At 63.3% G+C, this 18,694-nt stretch carries 13 protein-coding genes; 7 read left to right on the forward strand and 6 right to left on the reverse strand.

From position 1 onward, the window contains the following. Together WC739_RS10970 and WC739_RS10975 are read left to right on the forward strand one after the other, a co-directional pair. Nucleotides 1–5,821: autotransporter domain-containing protein (locus tag WC739_RS10970; protein ID WP_372953052.1), on the forward strand; the 5,821-nt coding region annotated here is incomplete at its 5' end. Then, a complete protein-coding gene (locus WC739_RS10975; protein ID WP_372953053.1) occupies nucleotides 5,818–6,441 on the forward strand; it encodes an invasion associated locus B family protein in 624 nt (207 codons plus the stop codon). The genes WC739_RS10970 and WC739_RS10975, both read left to right, overlap by 4 nt. A 273-nt stretch (nucleotides 6,442–6,714) precedes the next feature. Here the strand turns inward: WC739_RS10975 and WC739_RS10980 are convergent, their stop codons facing one another. Then, entirely contained in the window at nucleotides 6,715–7,605 is an 891-nt protein-coding gene (locus tag WC739_RS10980) for a LysR family transcriptional regulator (RefSeq protein ID WP_372953054.1), read from the reverse strand. Nucleotides 7,606–7,704: 99 nt separating this feature from the next. Between WC739_RS10980 and WC739_RS10985 the strand changes: the two genes are divergently transcribed. Both WC739_RS10985 and WC739_RS10990 read left to right on the forward strand, forming a co-directional pair. Then, nucleotides 7,705–8,499: an SDR family NAD(P)-dependent oxidoreductase gene (locus WC739_RS10985; protein ID WP_372953055.1), complete on the forward strand. Its 795-nt coding sequence runs from the start codon at nucleotides 7,705–7,707 to the stop codon at nucleotides 8,497–8,499. Nucleotides 8,500–8,576: 77 nt separating this feature from the next. Next, a complete protein-coding gene (locus WC739_RS10990; protein ID WP_372953056.1) occupies nucleotides 8,577–9,167 on the forward strand; it encodes an NADPH-dependent F420 reductase in 591 nt (196 codons plus the stop codon). Between the two features lie 586 nt (nucleotides 9,168–9,753). Here WC739_RS10990 and WC739_RS10995 read toward each other — a convergent pair. Beyond that, complete coding sequence (locus WC739_RS10995) at nucleotides 9,754–10,131, reverse strand: winged helix-turn-helix transcriptional regulator (RefSeq protein WP_372953057.1); 378 nt, start codon at nucleotides 10,129–10,131, stop codon at nucleotides 9,754–9,756. A gap of 88 nt (nucleotides 10,132–10,219) precedes the next feature. Here WC739_RS10995 and WC739_RS11000 point away from each other — a divergent pair, with 88 nt between their 5' ends. Further along, on the forward strand, nucleotides 10,220–11,080 hold the full coding sequence (locus WC739_RS11000; protein ID WP_372953058.1) for an NAD(P)H-binding protein: 861 nt from the start codon (nucleotides 10,220–10,222) through the stop codon (nucleotides 11,078–11,080). Between the two features lie 97 nt (nucleotides 11,081–11,177). Here the strand turns inward: WC739_RS11000 and WC739_RS11005 are convergent, their stop codons facing one another. Genes WC739_RS11005 through WC739_RS11015 form a run of 3 tightly spaced genes read right to left on the reverse strand, consistent with a single transcriptional unit; the run spans nucleotide 11,178 to nucleotide 15,944 of the window. Next, nucleotides 11,178–11,711 carry a GNAT family N-acetyltransferase gene (locus WC739_RS11005; RefSeq protein ID WP_372953059.1) on the reverse strand — a complete coding sequence of 178 codons (534 nt, stop codon included), beginning with the start codon at nucleotides 11,709–11,711 and terminating at the stop codon, nucleotides 11,178–11,180. 39 nt (nucleotides 11,712–11,750) lie between these two features. Continuing rightward, nucleotides 11,751–14,894 carry a multidrug efflux RND transporter permease subunit gene (locus tag WC739_RS11010; protein WP_372953060.1) on the reverse strand — a complete coding sequence of 1,048 codons (3,144 nt, stop codon included), beginning with the start codon at nucleotides 14,892–14,894 and terminating at the stop codon, nucleotides 11,751–11,753. 12 nt (nucleotides 14,895–14,906) lie between these two features. Then, a complete protein-coding gene (locus tag WC739_RS11015; RefSeq protein ID WP_372953061.1) occupies nucleotides 14,907–15,944 on the reverse strand; it encodes an efflux RND transporter periplasmic adaptor subunit in 1,038 nt (345 codons plus the stop codon). 308 nt (nucleotides 15,945–16,252) lie between these two features. On the opposite strand from WC739_RS11015, the gene WC739_RS11020 reads away from it, so the two are divergent. Further along, nucleotides 16,253–16,936, forward strand: coding sequence for a response regulator (locus WC739_RS11020; RefSeq protein ID WP_372953062.1), 684 nt, complete (start codon nucleotides 16,253–16,255; stop codon nucleotides 16,934–16,936). Nucleotides 16,937–16,940: 4 nt separating this feature from the next. After that, nucleotides 16,941–18,023, forward strand: a complete 1,083-nt coding sequence (locus WC739_RS11025; RefSeq protein ID WP_372953063.1) for an ATP-binding protein — start codon at nucleotides 16,941–16,943, stop codon at nucleotides 18,021–18,023. A 32-nt stretch (nucleotides 18,024–18,055) separates the two neighbouring features. Here WC739_RS11025 and WC739_RS11030 read toward each other — a convergent pair whose 3' ends face one another. Next, on the reverse strand, nucleotides 18,056–18,625 hold the full coding sequence (locus tag WC739_RS11030) for a cytochrome b (RefSeq protein ID WP_372953064.1): 570 nt from the start codon (nucleotides 18,623–18,625) through the stop codon (nucleotides 18,056–18,058). Between the last annotated feature and the right edge of the window lie 69 nt (nucleotides 18,626–18,694).

Genomic DNA, 18,694 nt, shown 5'->3' on the forward strand with positions numbered 1-18,694 from the left:
GACTGAAGGCAACCACGCGGCTGGCATTCTGGCACAGTCGATCGGCAGCGGAGGTGGTAATGGCGGTCTCAGCGTCGCCGCCACCCTCGACCTTTGCACCGACTGCCAGACGAGCGTCGCGATTGGTGCTTCGTCGGGTGGTGCGGGCGGCAATGGCGGCAAGGCCGCCAAAGTCGACGTGACGCATGTCGGCAACATCAACACGCTGGGCGACAGTTCGGCCGGCATCATGGCTCAATCGATCGGCGGCAGCGGCGGCAATGGAGGCCTCTCCGTCACGGGTGGATTCTCCGGCGCCGACAGCAAGCAGATCAAGGCTTCCGTGGGCGGTTTCGGCGGCACCGGCAGCCAGTCCGGCGAAGTCATCGTCAACAACACCGGCAACATCACCACGGGATCTCGAACGACCGTCAATCTCGCGCAACAGCTGTCCGGCCTGACCGGTCTTTCGGTGACGGATGCAACGCTGACCGCGTTCGGCTTGCCGACCACCATACAGGTGGTGACCGGCCGCGATGCCTCGGGCATCATCGCCCAGTCGATCGGCGGTGGCGGCGGCAATGGCGGCCTTGCAATCTCCGGCGCCGTCGGCTTCGTCAGCGAAAAAACCAGCCTCAACATGGGTCTCACCATGGGCGGCTTCGGCGGCTCGGGCGGTTTTTCGGACAAGGTCTCGGTCACCAACAACGGCGCGATCGAGACTTACGGGGCGGCTGCCCACGGCATTCTGGCGCAATCTATCGGCGGCGGCGGCGGCAACGGTGGCGGCGCCGTTACCGGTCTGTTGACCGCGGGCAACACCGATACCGGGCGGCCGGTCAACGTCGCCGTGTCTGTCGGCGGACTGGGTGGCGACGGCAATTATTCCGGCGCGGTCTATGTCGAACAGACCGGCGGGATCACGACCCACGGCGTCGGTTCGAACGGCATCTTCGCGCAGTCGATCGGCGGCGGTGGCGGCAATGGCGGCAACGCCAACACGATCTCGCTCCAGGCAGGCAGCTCGTGTACTTTCGATCCGCTGGCAATTGTCGATGTCCATCTGATCAAGTCATGCAAGTCGCCTGAAAAGGGTACAGAGGGCGTCAATGTCCAGGTGAATGTGGGCGGCTTCGGCGGCTCGGGAAATGACGCAAACACCGTCACGGTCATCAACCACAGCTTCATTGCGACGATGGATATGATGTCTTCGGGCATCGTAGCGCAGTCGATCGGCGGCGGTGGCGGATCAGGTGGCAATGCGATCGTTGGCACCGACGGCCTCTATGCCAATCCTCTGCCGATCCCGCTGAACCCGACCGATATCGCGATCATTGCCGGCACAACGTTCAACAGCACCTCCGGCTTCGTGCAGTCGCTGGGCAATGTTGCCATCGGCGGCACCGGCGGTTCGGCAGGCGATGCCAAGGCGGTGAGTGTCACCAACGAAGGCGTAATCACCACGTCGGGGACTTTTTTCTCGCATGGCATCATGGCGCAATCAATTGGCGGTGGCGGCGGTGATGGCGGCAAGTCCGCGGCAGGCCTCTTCGGCCTCGTATCCCTCGGTGGCATGGGCAATGCGGCCGGCGACGGTGGCACCGTCTACGTCGAGAACAAGGTCGGCGCGGATATCTGGACCCAAGGGGCGTTTTCCGATGGCATCCTTGCCCAGTCGATCGGCGGCGGCGGCGGCGATGGCGGCGCGGCCGGCGGCCTGATAGCGGTCGGCGGCAATGTGCTGTCATCGTCTGGCGGAGAGGTCAAAGGCAATGGCGACTACACCCATGTCGTCAACGCCGCGCACATCCAAACTGATGGCCTGTTTTCCAACGGCATCGTCGCACAGTCTCTGGGCGGCGGCGGCGGCAATGGCGGCGCCGTTGGCCTGACGGGCATCACCGTCGGCGGCTGGGGCGGCTCGGCCGGTACCGGCGGCGAAGTCAAGGTCGAGAACGCAACGGGTTCGACCATCCTGACCAAGGGGTTGGTATCGTACGGAATTCTGGCTCAATCGATCGGCGGTGGCGGTGGCAATGGTGGCAGCAACACGCTCGCCGCGGCAGTCGCTATCGGTGGCGGCGGTGGATCGTCGGGCAAAGGCGGCCATGTCACTGTCCTCAATGACGGCATGATCGAAACGCAAGCGCTGGGCTCGATCGGCATATACGCACAAAGCGTCGGCGGCAGCGGCGGCACAGGCGGCAGCACGTTCCTGTCGGCCGTGTCGGTTGGCGGGGCGGGTGGCGCTTCGGGCGACGGCGGCCAGGTCGACGTAACCAATACGGCGCAGGTCAAGACGGCCGGCGCCGGCGCCGACGCGATCCGGGCGCAGTCAATCGGTGGTGGTGGTGGTGCGGCTGGCGGCAAAGGGGCGGAGACGGGCGCCACGACGATCGGGGGCTCCCTGCTTGTTTCGGTGGGCGGCGCCGGTGGCAATGCCGGTACAGGTGGTACCGTCAATGTCACCAACTCTGGGCTGCTTCTGACTTCGGGCGACAAGGCCGACGGCATTTACGCCCAGTCGGTGGGCGGCGGTGGCGGTGATGGCGGCAATGCCTACGGCATGGTCGCGGTCGGCGGCGGCGGCGGCTCGACGGGGGCGGGCGGCACCGTCACGGTCACCAACAACAAGGGCGGCCAGATCTGGACCAAGGGCATCCTGTCCAACGCAATCTTCGCGCAATCGATCGGCGGCGGCGGCGGTAATGGCGGCGCGGCCTATGCCGGTTCGCCCATCGGCGTCTCGAACAGCGTCGGCGGCAAGGGCGCCACAGGCGGTGATGGCGGCGCGGTCATCGTCGACAATTATGACATGTTGCAGACCGATGGCGCGTCCTCGCAGGCCATCTTCGCTCAATCCGTTGGCGGCGGCGGTGGCAATGGCGCCAATGCGGGAAGCTTCAGCATTCAGGCTGTGCCAGTCCTGCCTGCGGAAGGTGTGACGGTGGGCGGCAGCGGCGGTGCCGGCGGCGATGGCGGCACTGTCACTGTGACCAATCATGCCGATGCGTCGATCGTTACCAACGCAGCCAATTCGACCGCGATCTTTGCGCAGTCAGTGGGCGGCGGCGGCGGCAATGGCGGCTCGGCCATTTCGGTGGCAACGCCTCTTACCAATCCGCTCGGCGTGAGCGTCACCCTGGGTGGCAATGGCGGTGCGGCCGGCGATGGCAGCGACGTCAAGGTCACCAATGACGGCATGATCGTGCTGAATGGCGAAAATTCGCTTGGCATCATGGCGCAGTCGGTGGGCGGCGGCGGCGGAACGGCTGCCTCGGCGCTCGGTATCTCGGAGGTGCCGATTGCAATAGGCGGCGACACCGGCGCCGAGGGCAAGGGCGGCGCGGTGACGGTCTCCAACACCGGCTCGATCACCATCAACGGCGACAACTCGATCGGCATTTTCGCCCAATCGGTGGGCGGCGGCGGCGGCCTGGTCAAAGCCGGCGGCGGCGCTGGAGCGGTGGAGTCCCAATCGGGCGGCACCGGCAATGGCGGCGTCGTCACGGTGACCAACACCGCGGGCTCCATCATCATGAATGGCGACAACGCCATCGCGATTTACTCGCAATCGGTAGGTGGCGGCGGTGGCGCCGTGGGCGTCAGCGAAACGCAGGCTCCGCAAATGTTCGCCAGCCTCTTCGCGCAACCCCAGACGTTTGGCGCATTGCGCTATTCCAGCAGCGCTGGTGGCGCTGGCCTGGCGGCAGCCACCATCTTCAACCAGACCGGGAACCTGATTGCGACCGGCAACAACAGCATTGCCATGCTGGCGCAGAGCAGCGCCACCGACGGCAATGGCGACATCACCGTGAATATCTTCAATCCATCGGCAACGACGACAAGCCTCATCGTGGGCGGGCTCGGAAATGGTGCCGGCCTTCAGATCCTCGATGGCGCGACCAACACCGTCAACAATGACGGCGTCGTCACGGCAGTGGAAAAAGTGGCAGGCGATTTCGTTTCCGTGGATGCAATCAATGCCACGCTGTCCTATCTCGCGCCCAATGCGACGACGGCGCAAACGGTGTCCGGCATCAACGGCTACGCCATCCGTGGAACAGGCGGCGATGACGCGATCGAGAACGCCGGCCTGGTGATGGGATCGATTGACCTGCAAGACGGGGTCAACAGCTTCTACAACCAGACCACGGGCATCTTCGACATCGGCATCACTGTCGATCTCGGCGGTGGCTTGTTCAGCAATGACGGCCTGTCTTCCCTGGGTGGTCTGAATTTCGTCCAGACAACGCAGTTGACCGGCGACTTCACCCAATCCGCAACAGGCATCCATGGTGTCGATCTCGATCTTGCCTTGACCACGGCGGACCGGCTGAACCTCACGGGCTCCGCCTCCGTTGCCGGCGACATCACGATCAATCTGCTGAACCCTGCGATCAATGCGGCAAAGGCCAAGCCCGGTACGCATGAAATCACGATTGTTTCGGCCGACGCGGGCGAAACGCACGACGGCATCAATCTCGTGGCGCCGAACACGGCGGTGGCGACGTACGCCCTGACCTACCCGGCTGTTCCGGACACGGACATCGATCTCAGCTACAACATCGATTATTCCCCGAAGGGACTGACCGAAAACCAACACTCGGTCGGCAATTCCGTGAACCTGATCCAGACGGATCAGACCTCGCCGGCTTTCGCCTCGATCGCGACCCTGCTGTTTTTCCAGCCCGATACGGCTGCGCTCGGCAAGGCCTATGACTCGCTCTCGGGGTCCGGCACGTCCGGTTTCCAGCAGATGACGTTCGATGCCAACGATGCCTTCCTGGCGACGGTATTTCAGCGCACAAGGGGCTGGATCTCCAACGACAATACCGGCACCACGGTGCTTCAGGACGCCGCTGCCTCGACTCCGCTCGGGTACTTCCCCACCAAGCCCGCTAAAACCGGCCTGCCAACCGGCTTCGGAATGCCGGTCACCAGTCCAATCTATCGCGCCTGGGCGGCGGCCTTTGGCGGCTATGGTGAATCGGCGGCCGATGCCGATGTCGGCTCCGCCGCATCGACCGACCGTACCGGTGGCGTTGCAGTCGGCCTCGACTATCAGCCGAATGAAAACTGGTTGATGGGATTGGCGGCGGGTTACGGCAACAGCAGCTTCGACACACCGGATCGTCTAACGTCCGGACGCAGCAAGGGTGACGGGCATTTCGCGGTCTACACCAGCTATCAGGACAATGCCTTCTATGCGACAGGCAGCCTTGGCCTGGCGTTCTATGACGTATCCACGCAGCGCGCTGTATCGATACCGGGCGTCACGCTGCAACAACTGGGCGGCGCAGTTCAGATCCCTGGAATGTCGGAGACGGTGGATGGGAGCTTCAACAGCCGCATGTTCAGCACCAGTCTGGAAACCGGCTACAAGCTGAATACGGGCGCGATTGAATTCACGCCGTTTGCCGGAATGCAATTCCAGTCCATACACTCCGATCCCTACAGCGAGACCGTTGGTGGCGCGCCTAGCGCCCTTGGTCTCAGCTTCGCCGACCGTACCATCAACTCCCTGCCTGGCTTCCTTGGCTTGCAAGTCAAATCGCAAGCCAGTCTCGATGACTCCCTACAGTGGGCAGGCTGGGTTCGTGCTGCCTGGCGACATGAATTCCTGCCTGACCGTTCAGTTGATGCAGCCTTCCTGGCGGCCCCCGGGTATGACTTCGTGACGAATGGCGGCACGGTTGCCAAAGATGCGCTTCGCCTCAGCCTGGGATCGAAACTGTCGCTCGGCGACCATGCCGCGATCTTCGGCAATTTCAGCGGCGATCTGAGCAAGGGTGTTTCTCCGACCTACAACGGAACGCTGGGACTGCAGGTGAACTGGTGAAATTTCTGGAGCATGGATTTATGGTCAAGAAACTTGCGTTGCCCGTTGCGGCCCTGATGGTGCTGGCGGCAACGCCTGCGGCACACAACGCCAGGGCAGCGACGCCAGCGCAGACCACGGATCAAGCCGCCGCGCCAGCCGACGCCACAGCGGTTGCGGGGACACCTGACCTGACAACAGCCACCTTCGGCGACTGGGTGGTGCGATGCGGTCTGACGGAAGCGGCTCAAGGCCAACCTGGCCGGAAGAACTGCGAAGTCGTGCAGAACATCATGGTGCAAGGCCAGTCTGCGCCTTTCGCACAGATTGCATTTGGCAAACTGACACAAGACGCGCCTTTGTTTTTCACGGCTGTCGTGCCCGTGAGCATCTCTTTGCCCAGCACAATCCGCATCTCCGCCGAAAAGTCTGATGCTCAACCGGTTGAGGTCGCCTATACGCGCTGCCTGCCAACAGGATGCTTTGCCAGCTTGCAGATGACCGACGGGGTGCTCGAGAAGTGGCGTGCGCTGTCCGCCATGGGCGAGATGACTTTCAAGACCGGCAATGGACAAGACGCGACGGTGCCTATCTCTTTCAAGGGCCTGGCCCGCGCATTGGACGATTTTGCCAAGCAGTGATCACGGCGCCTTAATCTAACGGGAGAACTGCCGGCTATGACGATGGCAGAGCCGATTGCACCCAGGCTGACCCGTTAGAGGTTCTTATTGGGAACCTCAGGTGAGACCGTTGGCGATGAGGCGGGACCACGCCAGCGGCTAAGGTTGGTGTCGGTTAGGGCTCAAGCACCGTTAGCTTGAACGGCCCGGCGTTCTCCGTCGGCACGCGGACCTGCTTGCCAAACGTGCCATCGCGGAAATAGCGTTGCAGCTTCTGTCCCGCGGACCCAGTCGCTAAATTCGCCGGGGGATGGCCTCCGCGAAGAAATCAGTCACTTGGCGGACACGAGCCGGAACGAACCGTCGTTTCGGCCAGACAAGACTTATATCTCTCATATCGCTCATAAATTCCTCCAGGATAGCAATGACATCGGGATGGCGGAGTTCATCAGCAAGGGAAACCCCTGCGAACAAGCCAATTCCAACACCGGCCAGAACCGCGGCTCGGATCGTCTCGACGCTGTTGGACCACAGGTTCCCCCGAACCTGTACGCTGAATCGACCTTCTGGCCCCACGAACGGCCAATTCGCCGCCTCTGCGAGGCCGCCATACAACAGGCAGTTGTGCTCGACGAGCTCAGCAGGGGTCTTTGGGAGCCCGTGACGCTCGAAATAGTGACGGGATCCGACGCATACGAGGGGAGTGATCGCCACGCGCCTGACAACCGCGTCGGGTTCAGTGACAGGTCCAAGTCGTATCGCCAGGTCGATCCGATCCTCCACCATATCTCGCACGATGTCCGAGAGAACCAGATCCACCTGAAGGCCAGGATTGAGCGACAACAGGTTGGGAATGAGCGGCAAAACATGAAGACGGCCGAAAGTGCCAGATGCGGCGATCCTGATTAAGCCCGAAACACCCAGCGTGCTTCTGGTCAATTCGCTGTCGGCGTCCTGCATCTCGTCAATTAGCGGCTTTGTGCGATCATAGTATCTGCGCCCCTGATCCGTCAGGGTCACCCGGCGTGTGCTTCTGTTGAACAGCATTACGCCAAGGCGGTTTTCCAAGGCGCCGACGGCCTTGCTGATGGCGGACTGTGAGTCCCCGGTCGTGCGCGCAGCGGCAGAAAAACCGCCTGCTTCAACCACCGCTATGAAGGCGTTCAATTCGTTGAATCGGTCCATCCCATTCCTCTTGGGAATTAATGTTATGGCTGATGAGGCCATTATCATCGGTTATTGCATCATTCATATACAGGTCTCCGCAATTGAAGGAAGGGCGTCATGAATATCGATCTTACTGGCCGTCAGGCCGTCGTTACCGGGTCAACCGCAGGTATCGGCCGAGCCATAGCGGAAGGACTGGCGCGCGCCGGCGCCGCGGTCGTGATCAACGGCCGCCGCGAGGACAGGGTCGCCGCAACGCTTCGCGAGTTGCGCGCGCTTTTCCCGAAAGGTGAGTTCACCGGTGTCGTCGCCGATCTTGCTACCGCTGAAGGCGCCGCGGAGTTGTTCGCCCGGGCGCCCGATGCGGACATTCTCGTGAACAATGTGGGCACGGGGCGCGCGAAGCCGTTCTTCGAAATTGGCGACAGCGAGTGGATCGATCTCTTCGAGCTGAACGTCATGAGCGGTGTTCGTGCTTCCCGCCACTATGTGCCGAACATGATGAAGCGCGGCTGGGGTCGTGTCGTCTTCATCAGCAGCGAGTCCGCGCTCGCGACCCCCGTGGACCTGATCGACTACGCCATGACCAAAACCGCTCAGCTCGCCGTTTCGAGGGGCCTGGCTGAGGTGGTCGGCGGAACGGGCGTCACCGTCAATTCGGTTCTCCCTGGTCCGACGAATTCGGAGATCATGGGCGGCTGGATGAAGGCGGCCGCCGAAGAGCAGGGCATTACGCAAGAGGAAGCCGAGCAGCAGTTCCTGAAGACGACGCGCCCGTCAACGCTCATCAAGCGCTTCGCAACGACCGAAGAGGTCGCAAACCTGGTCGTCTATGTCTGCTCGGAGCAGGCTTCGGCGACAACAGGCACTTCCTTGCGTGTCGACGGCGGTGTCGTTCGGACAATTGCCTAGGGCACCCGCTTTCTCGCCAGACGCAGCCTAAGTCAAAAACGCCTGCGTCCACTCTAATCAACAGTCCGGAGAATCTCATGAGCTATGCAATTATAGGCTTTGGCGCCATCGGTCAGGCGCTTGCCAGGGCCTTCGCCCGTAGGGACATGGAAGTATCTGTCGGCGCGCGGCGGCCGCCCGAGGTGATCGCACCGCTGGCCACCGCGATTGGACCGACAGTGTCCGCGCGTTCGCTGCAGGACGCGCTCAAGGCCCATACCGTCATCTTGGCGATCCCTTTTTCGGAAATTGCTGGACTTGCTTCCATGACGAACTGGAGCGGAAAGACGGTGGTCGACGCGACAAACGCGATCAACTTCCCCGATTTCACCCCGGCTGACTTGGGCGGTAAGTTCTCCTCAAGCCTCGTTCAGGAGACCCTAGGTGGAGCGCGGGTGGTCAAGGCCTTCAACACGATACCCGCCGCAATTCTGGCACAGAGCCCCGAAGAAGATGGCGGGCGCCGTGTCGTGTTCTTGTCTGGAGATGACCCTGACGCCCGCAAGGATATCTCCGCCCTGATAGACGATTTGGGCTTTGCTCCAATGGACCTTGGATCGCTTCAGGACGGCGCGCCACAGCAGTCTTTCCACCCCCTATGGGCGAAAAATCTGATCCTAAAGGGCTAACCTCAATCACGTCGCCGCCAGTTTCCCCCGACCTCCGGCGGACTGTACCGGTTCGGGAACCATGGGGTCGTTCTCGGGAAAAAAACAATCGGGCAAGCGAAGTCGGGCTACGGCCGGGCAGTTCGACCTGCTGGGCGGCCTTCCCGCTCCACGGTCGGTTTTGTCCCGCAGTCGCCGACGGGTGACGGCACGACCGCGACCGTCTCCGATCTGCCACTGACGTTCGAGCACATCGCGAAGCTCCGCGATGGGAACTGATGCGAAATGCCAACGGGGTCAGATACAAGGCGCAACCGACATCCTGAGATCGTCTTTCACCAGTACAACGAACGGAACGATGCTGTGCAGGCGATGTTCTTGCAACAGATCGGGGAGAGAAGGCCCGACGCTCCCCAAGAATTTGGACCGGTCACACGTCTATATTCGCGCGCGGGTGCCCAATTTCCGCACCTACACCAGTTGGGGGTGCGACGATGGCATCATCGGAAGATAATATGACGCCGCGCTGGCAAAGAATGCGCTGGACAAGCGCGGACGTCCCCTGTGCTGGATCGGTTCTACACGCGTCAGACCCACGGCGTTTCGGTTAAGACGATGCCTTAGTCAGTTGATGCGAGTTGATTTCGATCCAGTCGGCGAGTGCGGCGATCATTCTAGCTGCGTCGGAGCCGAGAGGGGTCAAGGTATACTCGACGTGCGGCGGAACGACCCGGAAATCGCGACGAACCACAAGTCCGTCAGTTTCCAACCACTGCAGTGTCTGCGCCAGCATGCGTTCACTGACGCCGCTCACCTTCCGCCGCAGTTGACTGAAGCGCAGGGTGTTGTCGAGCAGGGCGATCAGGATGAGCACGCCCCACCTGCTGGTGACGTGGCGCATCACGTCGCGCGCCGGACATCCCAATTGGAAAACGTCGCCGCGCATCACGCGCTCGGAAAGTGTCGATGGAATGGTGTCGGTCATTTTGACACTTACCTTGCCGTGCGTACTTACGAAATGAGAGTTAGGCCCCTAGATCCGGGGTAGCAACCCCGTAAAGAGGAAAAATCACATGTACGTCATCACCGGAGCGACAGGCCAACTGGGCAGGCTCGCCCTCAAGGAACTGCTGAAATCGGTCCCTCCATCCGAGATTATCGCCGCCGTCCGTGATCCCCGGTCGGCGCTCGATCTTGCTGCTGAAGGCGTGCAGGTGCGACTGGCCGATTACGACCGCCCGGAAACGCTCAGCGCCGCGTTCGATGGCGCCGAGAGGCTGCTGCTTATCTCTTCCAACCTGACGACCGGGCGTGTCCGGCAGCATCAAGCCGTAATCGACGCCGCCAAAATCGCCGGCGTAAAGCTGATCGCGTATACCAGCATGCTGCAAGCGGATCGTTCCGGTGCAAAGCTCGCCAGGGAGCATCTGGCGACAGAGCTTGCTTTGGCAGCGTCTGGCGTCCCGACAACCGTTCTCCGGAACGGTTGGTATACCGAAAACTATCTGATGGCGCTGCAGCCCGCCTTGAGCGGCGGCACCCTCTACGGCTCTGCAGGCGAAGGGCGAATTTCCCTGGCCGCGCGAGCCGATTATGCGGCCGCTGCCGCCGCAGCATTGACATCGGCCGATGGCCCTCGGACCTATGAACTCGCCGGTGACACCGGATGGACCTTGTCCGAATTGGCGCAGGAGATCTCCCGTCAGGCCGACAGGTCGCTCGGCTACGTAGACTTGCCAGAGAAAGATTACGAAACCGCGCTAATCGCGGCTGGGCTACCGAGTGACCTCGCCGAGCTGCTGGCCGATGCCGATGCGAACGCTGCCAGGGGTGCGCTCTTCGATGACGGTCACGTCTTGAGACACCTGATCGGCCGCCCGACTACCCCCGTCGCTCAAAGCATCTCTGCAGCGCTTCACGGTTCTCGCTCATAGGGTCGTCTCTTCCGACGGCTCGAAGGACCAGGAACATGACTCAAATCTTTAACTCAGGCGACCCACATGGCGGCTGGCTCACTTCGATCTCGTCGGATCACATGCGCTTTTCAAAGCGGAACATCCCGCCGTCCCCCGGCAAGTCCGGCCCGGCGGAATGTTCCGGGCCCAGGTGGCGTGCATTGTAGTACTCCACGATGCTGAAGCCGCAGACGTTGACGTAGAAGTGGATGTTGCGCTTCTCGAAATACGGCGTGTGGGTCGTCCAGACCTTGGTGGCGGGATAGCGCTTCTCGATCGCGACCCACGCCTTGCGGCCGATTCCCCGGCCGATCTCTCCTGCGCGCACGAAAAAGAAGTCGAGCGAATTGTGCTGCGTCTCGATGTCGATCGACACGACGGCGCCGCCGACCCAGCGCCCGTCCTCCAGGATGCCGAGCACCTCGGCGTTCGGCGCCTCGAACGAGGCGGTCACGTCTGCGTCGGATGGAACCGATCCGTCTTCGGCAGACCCGAACGCCTCGACGGCGGCGATCGCGAAGGCCTCCCTGAGATCCTTGCGGAAGCCGGCAAGATCGTCTTCTGTGGCGATGTCGAGCGTGACAAGGCTTGCGTTCGGCGAGGCTCTCATCGGAAGTCTCCATATTGAAGGAAGAAGCAGTGCTCGCGTTCAGCCGATCGGGTCCGGATACTCATGCCTTGACCGGAGCCGCGCCGGCTCGCCTTCCTTCGGCGCCTTGCGGTCTGCCAGCCGCATGACGAGGACGAAGAACACGGGCACGAAGACCACGGCAAGCACGGTGGCCGAGATCATGCCGCCGAAGAGGCCGGTGCCCAAAGCGTTTTGCGTTTCGGAACTCGGACCCTTGGCGACGACCAGCGGCACGATGCCAAGCGTAAAGGCCAGCGATGTCATGACGATTGGGCGCAGCCGCAACCGCGCCGCTTCGACGGCCGCTTCGCGCAGGCCCCACCCCTCGTCGAGCAGCTTGCGGGCGAACTCCACGATCAGCACCGCGTTCTTCGCCGACAGGCCGATCAGTGTGATCAAGCCGACCTTGAAGAACACGTCGTTCTCCAGCCCCCGCAGATAGACAGCCGCGACAGCTCCCAGGATTCCCAGCGGCACGACCAGCATGACCGAGAGCGGAATGGCCCAACTCTCGTAGAGTGCGGCCAGCACCAGGAACACGACGACGACGGAGAACGCCACCAGCAGCGGCGTCTGCGTGCCCGACTGGCGTTCCTGGAAGGACTGGCCCGTCCATTCCACGCCGAAGCCCGCAGGAAGCCGCGTGGCGATCCGCTCGAGCTCGTCCATCGCGCTGCCGCTCGACACACCGGGCGCGGCATCTCCCGAAATGCCGAGCGAGGGGTAACCGTTGTAGCGATTGAGCTGCAGCGGGCTGACCGACCATTCCGGCGTCACCACTTCGGACAGGGGAACCATGCCGCCCTTGTCGTTGCGCACTTGGAGTTTCAGGACGTCCTCGACCTGCATCCGGTCCCCGGCTTGCGCCTGAACGATAACCTGCTGGAGGCTTCCGGCGCGCGGAAAGTCGTTGACGTAGGTCGAGCCCATGGTGGAGGAAAGCACATCGCTGATGGCCGAGAAGGAGACACCGAGCGCGCTGGCCTTTTGGCGGTCAATGTGCAGGTTGACGCTGGGCCCGTTGGGCAGGCCGTCAACGCGCACGTTGCGAACGAGCTTGCTTGGACCGGCGAGCGCTACCAACGTCTCCGACGCATCCCGCAATGCCGCCGAGTCGCGTCCGGCGCGGTCGACGAGGCGCAGCGAGACGCCGGATGTCGTGCCAAGTTCCTCGATGGCTGGTGGCTTCATGATGAGGATATCACCCTCCGTCGCCTTCTGCATCGCCCGTTCGGCAGCCGCGATCTCTGCATCCGTGCTGCCGCGGCGCGCATCCCAGTCTCGCAGCGTGGTGAATGACATCGCCGCGTTAGGACCCGAGCCGGTAAAGCCGAAGCCCAGGATGGACAGGTTGTTGGCGATGTCGTTGCGCGTCGCGGCGTGGCGGTCGAAGCGTTCCACGAGCGCCTGGGTCCGCTCTGAGGTGGCGTCGGCCGGCAACGTGAAGGAGGTAATGAACGTGCCCTGGTCCTCGTCCGGCACGAAGGCGGTCGGTAGCGTACTGTAGCCCATGGCCAGCGCGCCGGCGAGAACACCGTAGACGAGCATGACCCGCCCGGGCCGCCTCACGAGCCAGCCGACCCATGACGTGTATCGTCCAGTCAGCCTTTCGAAGCCGCGGTTGAACCAGGCAAAGAAGCCCTTGCGCTCGTGGCGGGCCGGCATCGGCCTGAGAATCGTGGCGCACAGCGCCGGCGTCAGGCTGAGCGCCAGGAAGGCCGAGAACAGGATCGAGACCGCGAGCGAGACCGTGAATTGCCGGTAGATTGCGCCCACCGATCCGCCGGCGAGGCCCATAGGCAGGAACACCGCCGTCAGAACCAGCGTGATGCCGACGACCGCACCCCTAATCTCGTGCATGGCGCGCCGGGTGGCCTCGCGCGGCGACAGGGCCTCGGTGGCCATGAGCCGTTCGACGTTTTCCACCACCACGATCGCATCGTCGACGATGATGCCGATCGCCAACACCATGCCGAACATCGTCAGCACGTTGATCGAGTAACCGATGGTCCACATCACCGCGAAGGTGCCGAGCAGCGCGATCGGCGCGACGATCGCCGGGATGAGCGTGTAGCGGATATTCTGGAGGAAAAGGAGCATGATCAGGAACACCAGAACCATTGCCTCGGCGAGCGTCTGCACGACCTTTGAGATGGAGAGTCTGATGAAGGGCGCCGTGTCGTAGGAAACGGCATAGGTGACGCCCTTCGGCATCGACGCCGTGAGCTCGGCAAGGCGCGCCTTGATGCCGTCCGAGGTCGAGACGGCGTTGGCGCCGGGCGCCAGCTGGATGGCCGCGGCGGTAGCCGGCTTTCCCCCGTCGAAGATCGAAAAACCCATCGTCTGTGCGCCGATCTCGACCTTGGCCACGTCGCCGAGCGTCAGCTTCGAACCGTCCGGATTGGAACGCAGGACGATGGCGGCGAACTCCTCGGGAGTCTTCAATTGTCCGTCGAGGTTGAGTGGAACGCTGATCGTCTGGCCGGGAACGGTGGGCGCCTCACCGAGGCGGCCGGGCGCCACCTGCACGTTTTGGGCCTGGATGGCTTGTGTGATCTCGGCCATCGAGACCGAATAAGAAACGAGCCGGGCCGGATCGATCCAGACGCGCATGGCCGCCTCGGACCCGAAGGACTGGACGCGGCCGACGCCTGGCACGCGCTTGAGTTCCGGGGCGAGCCCGCGCACCAGATAGTCGTCGAGCGCAAGGGAATCGGCCTTGTCGCCTTCGGAGCGCAGGGAGACTATCATCAGGAACCCCGACGTGACGCCCTCCACGGAAAGGCCTGAGCGCCGGACGGGCTCGGGCAGGCGCTGCTCGACGGCCTTCAGCCTGTTCTGGACATCGATCTGGGCGAGCTCCGGATCGGTGCCGGGCTTGAAGGTAACGGTTACGCTGGCGTTGCCGGCCGAGTCGGACGACGATTCGATATAGAGGACGTTCTTCACAGCCGTCAGCTCGCGCTCGATCGGCGCGGTGATGCTGTCGTTGATCGTCTGTGGGCTGGCGCCGGTGTAGGTGGCGTTGATGCTGACGCTCGGCGGCGCGATGACGGGGAAGCGCGAGACCGGAAGCCGTGGGATCGAGACGAGACCGGCCAGCACGATGAAGATCGCGATGACCCAGGCAAAGACCGGTCGATCTATGAAGAAATTGGGCATCGGACAGTCTCCTCAGATGTCGCTCTTGGGCGAGGCAGGCTGGTAGGGGACAAGCTCCAGCGGTTGGCCCCCTTCCGTGCGATCTTGACCCTGCACGACCACGGTCTCGCCAGCCTTCAGGCCGGACAGGACGAGGTATTGGCGGTCGACGAGCGCTCCCAGCTCGACGTCGTGGCTGCTGGCGGTCTTGCCGTTTGCGATGACCGTAAGTTGGGCACGCCCCGAAGCATCGCGGCGCACCGCGTCCTGCGGAACAGTCAAGGCATCCGGATAGATGGCGCTGGGTACCCTGGCGCGCAGATACATGCCCGGCAGCAATTGCCGGTATGGGTTGGGCACCTCCACGCGCATGGAGATGCTGCCGGTGCCGGGCTCCACGGTGCTGTCGGAGTAGAGGTACTTGCCCCGGAACGCGTAGAGCTTTCCGGTGATCGTCAGAATGTCGACCGGAAGGGCGGTGGCATCCTCGCTGCGACCGCTTTCGACTTCCTCTTCCAATTGCTCCCGACGCATCGAGGGCTGACGGACATCGAGATAGACGCTGTCGATCTGCTGGACGACGGCGAGGGGCGTCGCGGCGCCGACGGAAGCGAGGCCGCCTTCGGTGGTGAGGGCCTGACCGATGCGCCCGGCGATAGGGCTTCGGATGGTCGCATGCGCCAGTTCGAGTTCGCGGCGGGCCAGGTTGGCCCTGGCTTCGGCGACACTCGCACGTGCCTGTGCCAACGCTGCCTTCGCGTCGCCGAGGGCTGCGGCGCTCGCGGTCCGCGCCACCGCCAGCGCCTCGACCCGTTCATGCTTGACCGTTGCATTGACGAGATCAGCCTCCGCACGCGCCAGCACAGCGGATGCGGCGTCGACATCGGCGGCGAAAGGTGCGGGATCGATCTGGAAAAGGGGCTGGTTCGCCGAAACCTCCGCGCCTTCGGTGAAGATAACCTTCTGCACGATGCCGTTGACTTGCGGACGTATCTCGGCTGTTCGCAGTGCTGATACGCGGCCGGGCAGTTCGTCGTAGACAACCACTCGGCGCGGCTGCACCTTCAGCACGGAAATGCGGACGCGGGTGGCGATTGCCTCCGGCTGCCTCTTGGCGGCATCGGACTTCGGGCCTCCTGCACTATCCGTGCAGGCAGCGAGAAACAGCGCCATAGCGGCGAAGAGAGCAGGCGTCAGGGGTGGGCAAAGGCGCATCGTGCGGTCATCCGTGAAAGCGGTTGCGTCGCCGGGTCGACGTCGCCTCTATCCAACCGGCGGGTTGCTGCCGCGTGGAGGTTGTGTTGCGATTTGATGGAGACGGGCCGGGAGCGCTCGACGCAGCCCGCGTCGGGTGGCATTCCTTGTCCAAGGAGAACGCCATGACCGCCCTCGTTCTGATAGCCGAAGACGATGACGAGATCGCCGCGATCCTCGACGCCTACCTGGTGCGGGAGGGATTTCGGACGGTGCAGGCTCGTGATGGCCGCACGGCGCTTGACCTGCACCTCGCGCTGAAGCCGGACCTCGTCCTTCTCGACGTCACGATGCCCCGTCTCGACGGATGGGAGGTCTTGGCGGAACTGCGGCGCCGGGGAAACACCCCCGCCATCATGATCACCGCGCTCGACAAGGACATCGACCGGCTGCAGGGCCTGCGCATCGGGGCGGACGACTATGTGGTCAAGCCCTTCAACCCGATCGAGGTCGTCGCCCGCGCCAAGGCGGTGCTGCGTCGCTCGGGCCTCGCGACCGCGGCGGGCATCTTGCGGGTCGGCGATCTCGCCATCGACCTCGACGCCTACCGGTCAAGCTTCGGCGCCGGCGACGAGGCGACACAGCTTGCGCTGACGCTGACCGAGTTCCGGATCCTCGCCCACATGGCGCGCAACCCTGCCAAGGTGTTCACGAGAAGCGAGTTGGTGGACGCGTGCCTGCCGGGCTCCGACGCGCTCGACCGCACGGTGGACAGCCATGTCAGCAAGCTGCGCAAGAAGCTCGAGCAGGCGGGAGCCGTCGGCTTGCTGCCGGGCGTGCGCGGCATAGGCTACCGGCTCTCGGCCTGACGCGATGGGTCCGCGCACCGGATTGAGCCGGCAGATCCTCATCGCCATGTCGGCCATCACCGTAACGGCCGGACTGCTGGTCTTCTTCGGAACCTATTTCGCCTACACGGCCATCGTCGCCCTCTATCCAATGCCGGAACAGGACGGCGGCCTTACCTCGCTCGATTTCGTGATCGTGGGCGTGCTGATCCTCGTCACCCTGCCCGTCGCTGCCTTGGTTTCCCTGCGTCTCGCACGCCGTATCCTCGAGCCCCTGGAGTCGCTTGCCCTGAGTGCACGGCGGATCACGGCAGGCGACCTAACCGCGCGCGCATCGGCCGGCGACCGTGCCCTGGGAGAGACAGCGGCCTTGATCGACGATTTCAACACGATGGCGCAACGCCTGCAGGACATGGCGGCCGACATGGCTCTGTGGAACGCAACGATCGCGCACGAGCTACGCACACCGCTGACCATCCTGAAGGGACGCCTGCAGGGCATCATCGACGGCGTGTTCGAGCCTGACGAGCGTTCGCTTCAGGGGCTGATCCTGCAGGTTGACGGCTTGGCGCGGCTGGTCGAGGACCTGCGGACGGTGACGCTCGCCGACAGCGGTCATCTGGACCTGCGCATCGAGCCGATCCGCCTTGCCTGGGAAATCGAGCAGATGGCCGGGTTGATGGAACAAGACCTGCGCGCCGGCGGCCACCAGCTGAAACTCGATCTGGCCGATTTGACCGTGGAGGCGGATCCGACACGCATTCGCCAGGCCCTGCTGGCCCTCATCACCAACGCCAGTCGCTATGCGGTTCGGGGCACGATAACGATCTCCCTCGCGCAGGACGACGAAACAGTTCGGCTGGGCGTCGCCGACAACGGACCGGGGCTCTCGCCGGAGATGGCGACGCGTGTCCTTGAACCCTTCATCCGTGCCGATCAGGTCCGCTCACGGGATCTGGGCGGCAATGGGCTCGGTCTTTCGGTGGTACGCGCGATCGTGGAGGCGCATGGCGGACATCTTCGCTACCGCAGCGCGCCTGGGGGCGGCGCGCTGTTCGAGATGATCTTTGCGAAGACCAGGCGTCCCCCCGCCGCACGCGATGCATAGCAGGCGGGCAGCGGGGACATCCGCCGCGCGTCTCAAAGCATGCGGGGGAGGACGTCCGTCTCGCCGCCTTTGTCCTGCAGCCGATGCTTCACGGCGCCCGCTATGTGCAGAACGACGCAGGCGAGCAAGAAATAAGCGCAATACCTGTGCAGCGTCTGGAACAGCGCGAATGCCGTATCGTTCTTCGGCAGGAACTCCGGAACATGCGAGAGGAAGAAAAATGGCACGCCGTCGCCATCAATGACGCTGCTCGACATGGCATAACCCAGCAGCGGCGTGAGCAGCGTTAAAGCGATGACCAGCCAGTGGATTGCTTGAGAAAGCCGTGTCTCCCAAGGCTTCAGGGTCTCCGGCGCATGCGGCAGCAAGGCATGGTAGCGCCAGCGCAGGGTCAGATGCACCAGCGCCAGCAGCCAGACCAAGATCCCGAACTGCTTGTGGTTGGGATACAGGATGCCGGCGGTTGGATCGTCTTCGGCACGCCCGGCCATGTACCAGCCGCACGCGATCAATCCCAGGATCAGAACCGCCCGCAGCCAGTGCAGGATGCGGATTGGCACCGGATATTTGACGCCGCGGCCTCTTCGAAACGGTTCGCTCATGCAGCCATCCTTGTTTCGGCCGGCTTGCTGCCGACATCGGTTTGGCGAAACAATACCCTTCGAGCGTCG

It is taken from the genome of Mesorhizobium sp., from assembly GCF_041661565.1.
Lineage (GTDB): Bacteria > Pseudomonadota > Alphaproteobacteria > Rhizobiales > Rhizobiaceae > Mesorhizobium.

Bases quoted from the DNA above. Each gene is read 5' to 3' on its own strand.
- WC739_RS10980 (WP_372953054.1), bottom strand. From the start codon at position 7,605: ATGGACCGATTCAACGAATTGAACGCCTTCATAGCGGTGGTTGAAGCA.
- WC739_RS10985 (WP_372953055.1), top strand. From the start codon at position 7,705: ATGAATATCGATCTTACTGGCCGTCAGGCCGTCGTTACCGGGTCAACC.
- WC739_RS10990 (WP_372953056.1), top strand. From the start codon at position 8,577: ATGAGCTATGCAATTATAGGCTTTGGCGCCATCGGTCAGGCGCTTGCC.
- WC739_RS10995 (WP_372953057.1), bottom strand. From the start codon at position 10,131: ATGACCGACACCATTCCATCGACACTTTCCGAGCGCGTGATGCGCGGC.
- WC739_RS11000 (WP_372953058.1), top strand. From the start codon at position 10,220: ATGTACGTCATCACCGGAGCGACAGGCCAACTGGGCAGGCTCGCCCTC.
- WC739_RS11005 (WP_372953059.1), bottom strand. From the start codon at position 11,711: ATGAGAGCCTCGCCGAACGCAAGCCTTGTCACGCTCGACATCGCCACA.
- WC739_RS11010 (WP_372953060.1), bottom strand. From the start codon at position 14,894: ATGCCCAATTTCTTCATAGATCGACCGGTCTTTGCCTGGGTCATCGCG.
- WC739_RS11020 (WP_372953062.1), top strand. From the start codon at position 16,253: ATGACCGCCCTCGTTCTGATAGCCGAAGACGATGACGAGATCGCCGCG.
- WC739_RS11025 (WP_372953063.1), top strand. From the start codon at position 16,941: ATGGGTCCGCGCACCGGATTGAGCCGGCAGATCCTCATCGCCATGTCG.
- WC739_RS11030 (WP_372953064.1), bottom strand. From the start codon at position 18,625: ATGAGCGAACCGTTTCGAAGAGGCCGCGGCGTCAAATATCCGGTGCCA.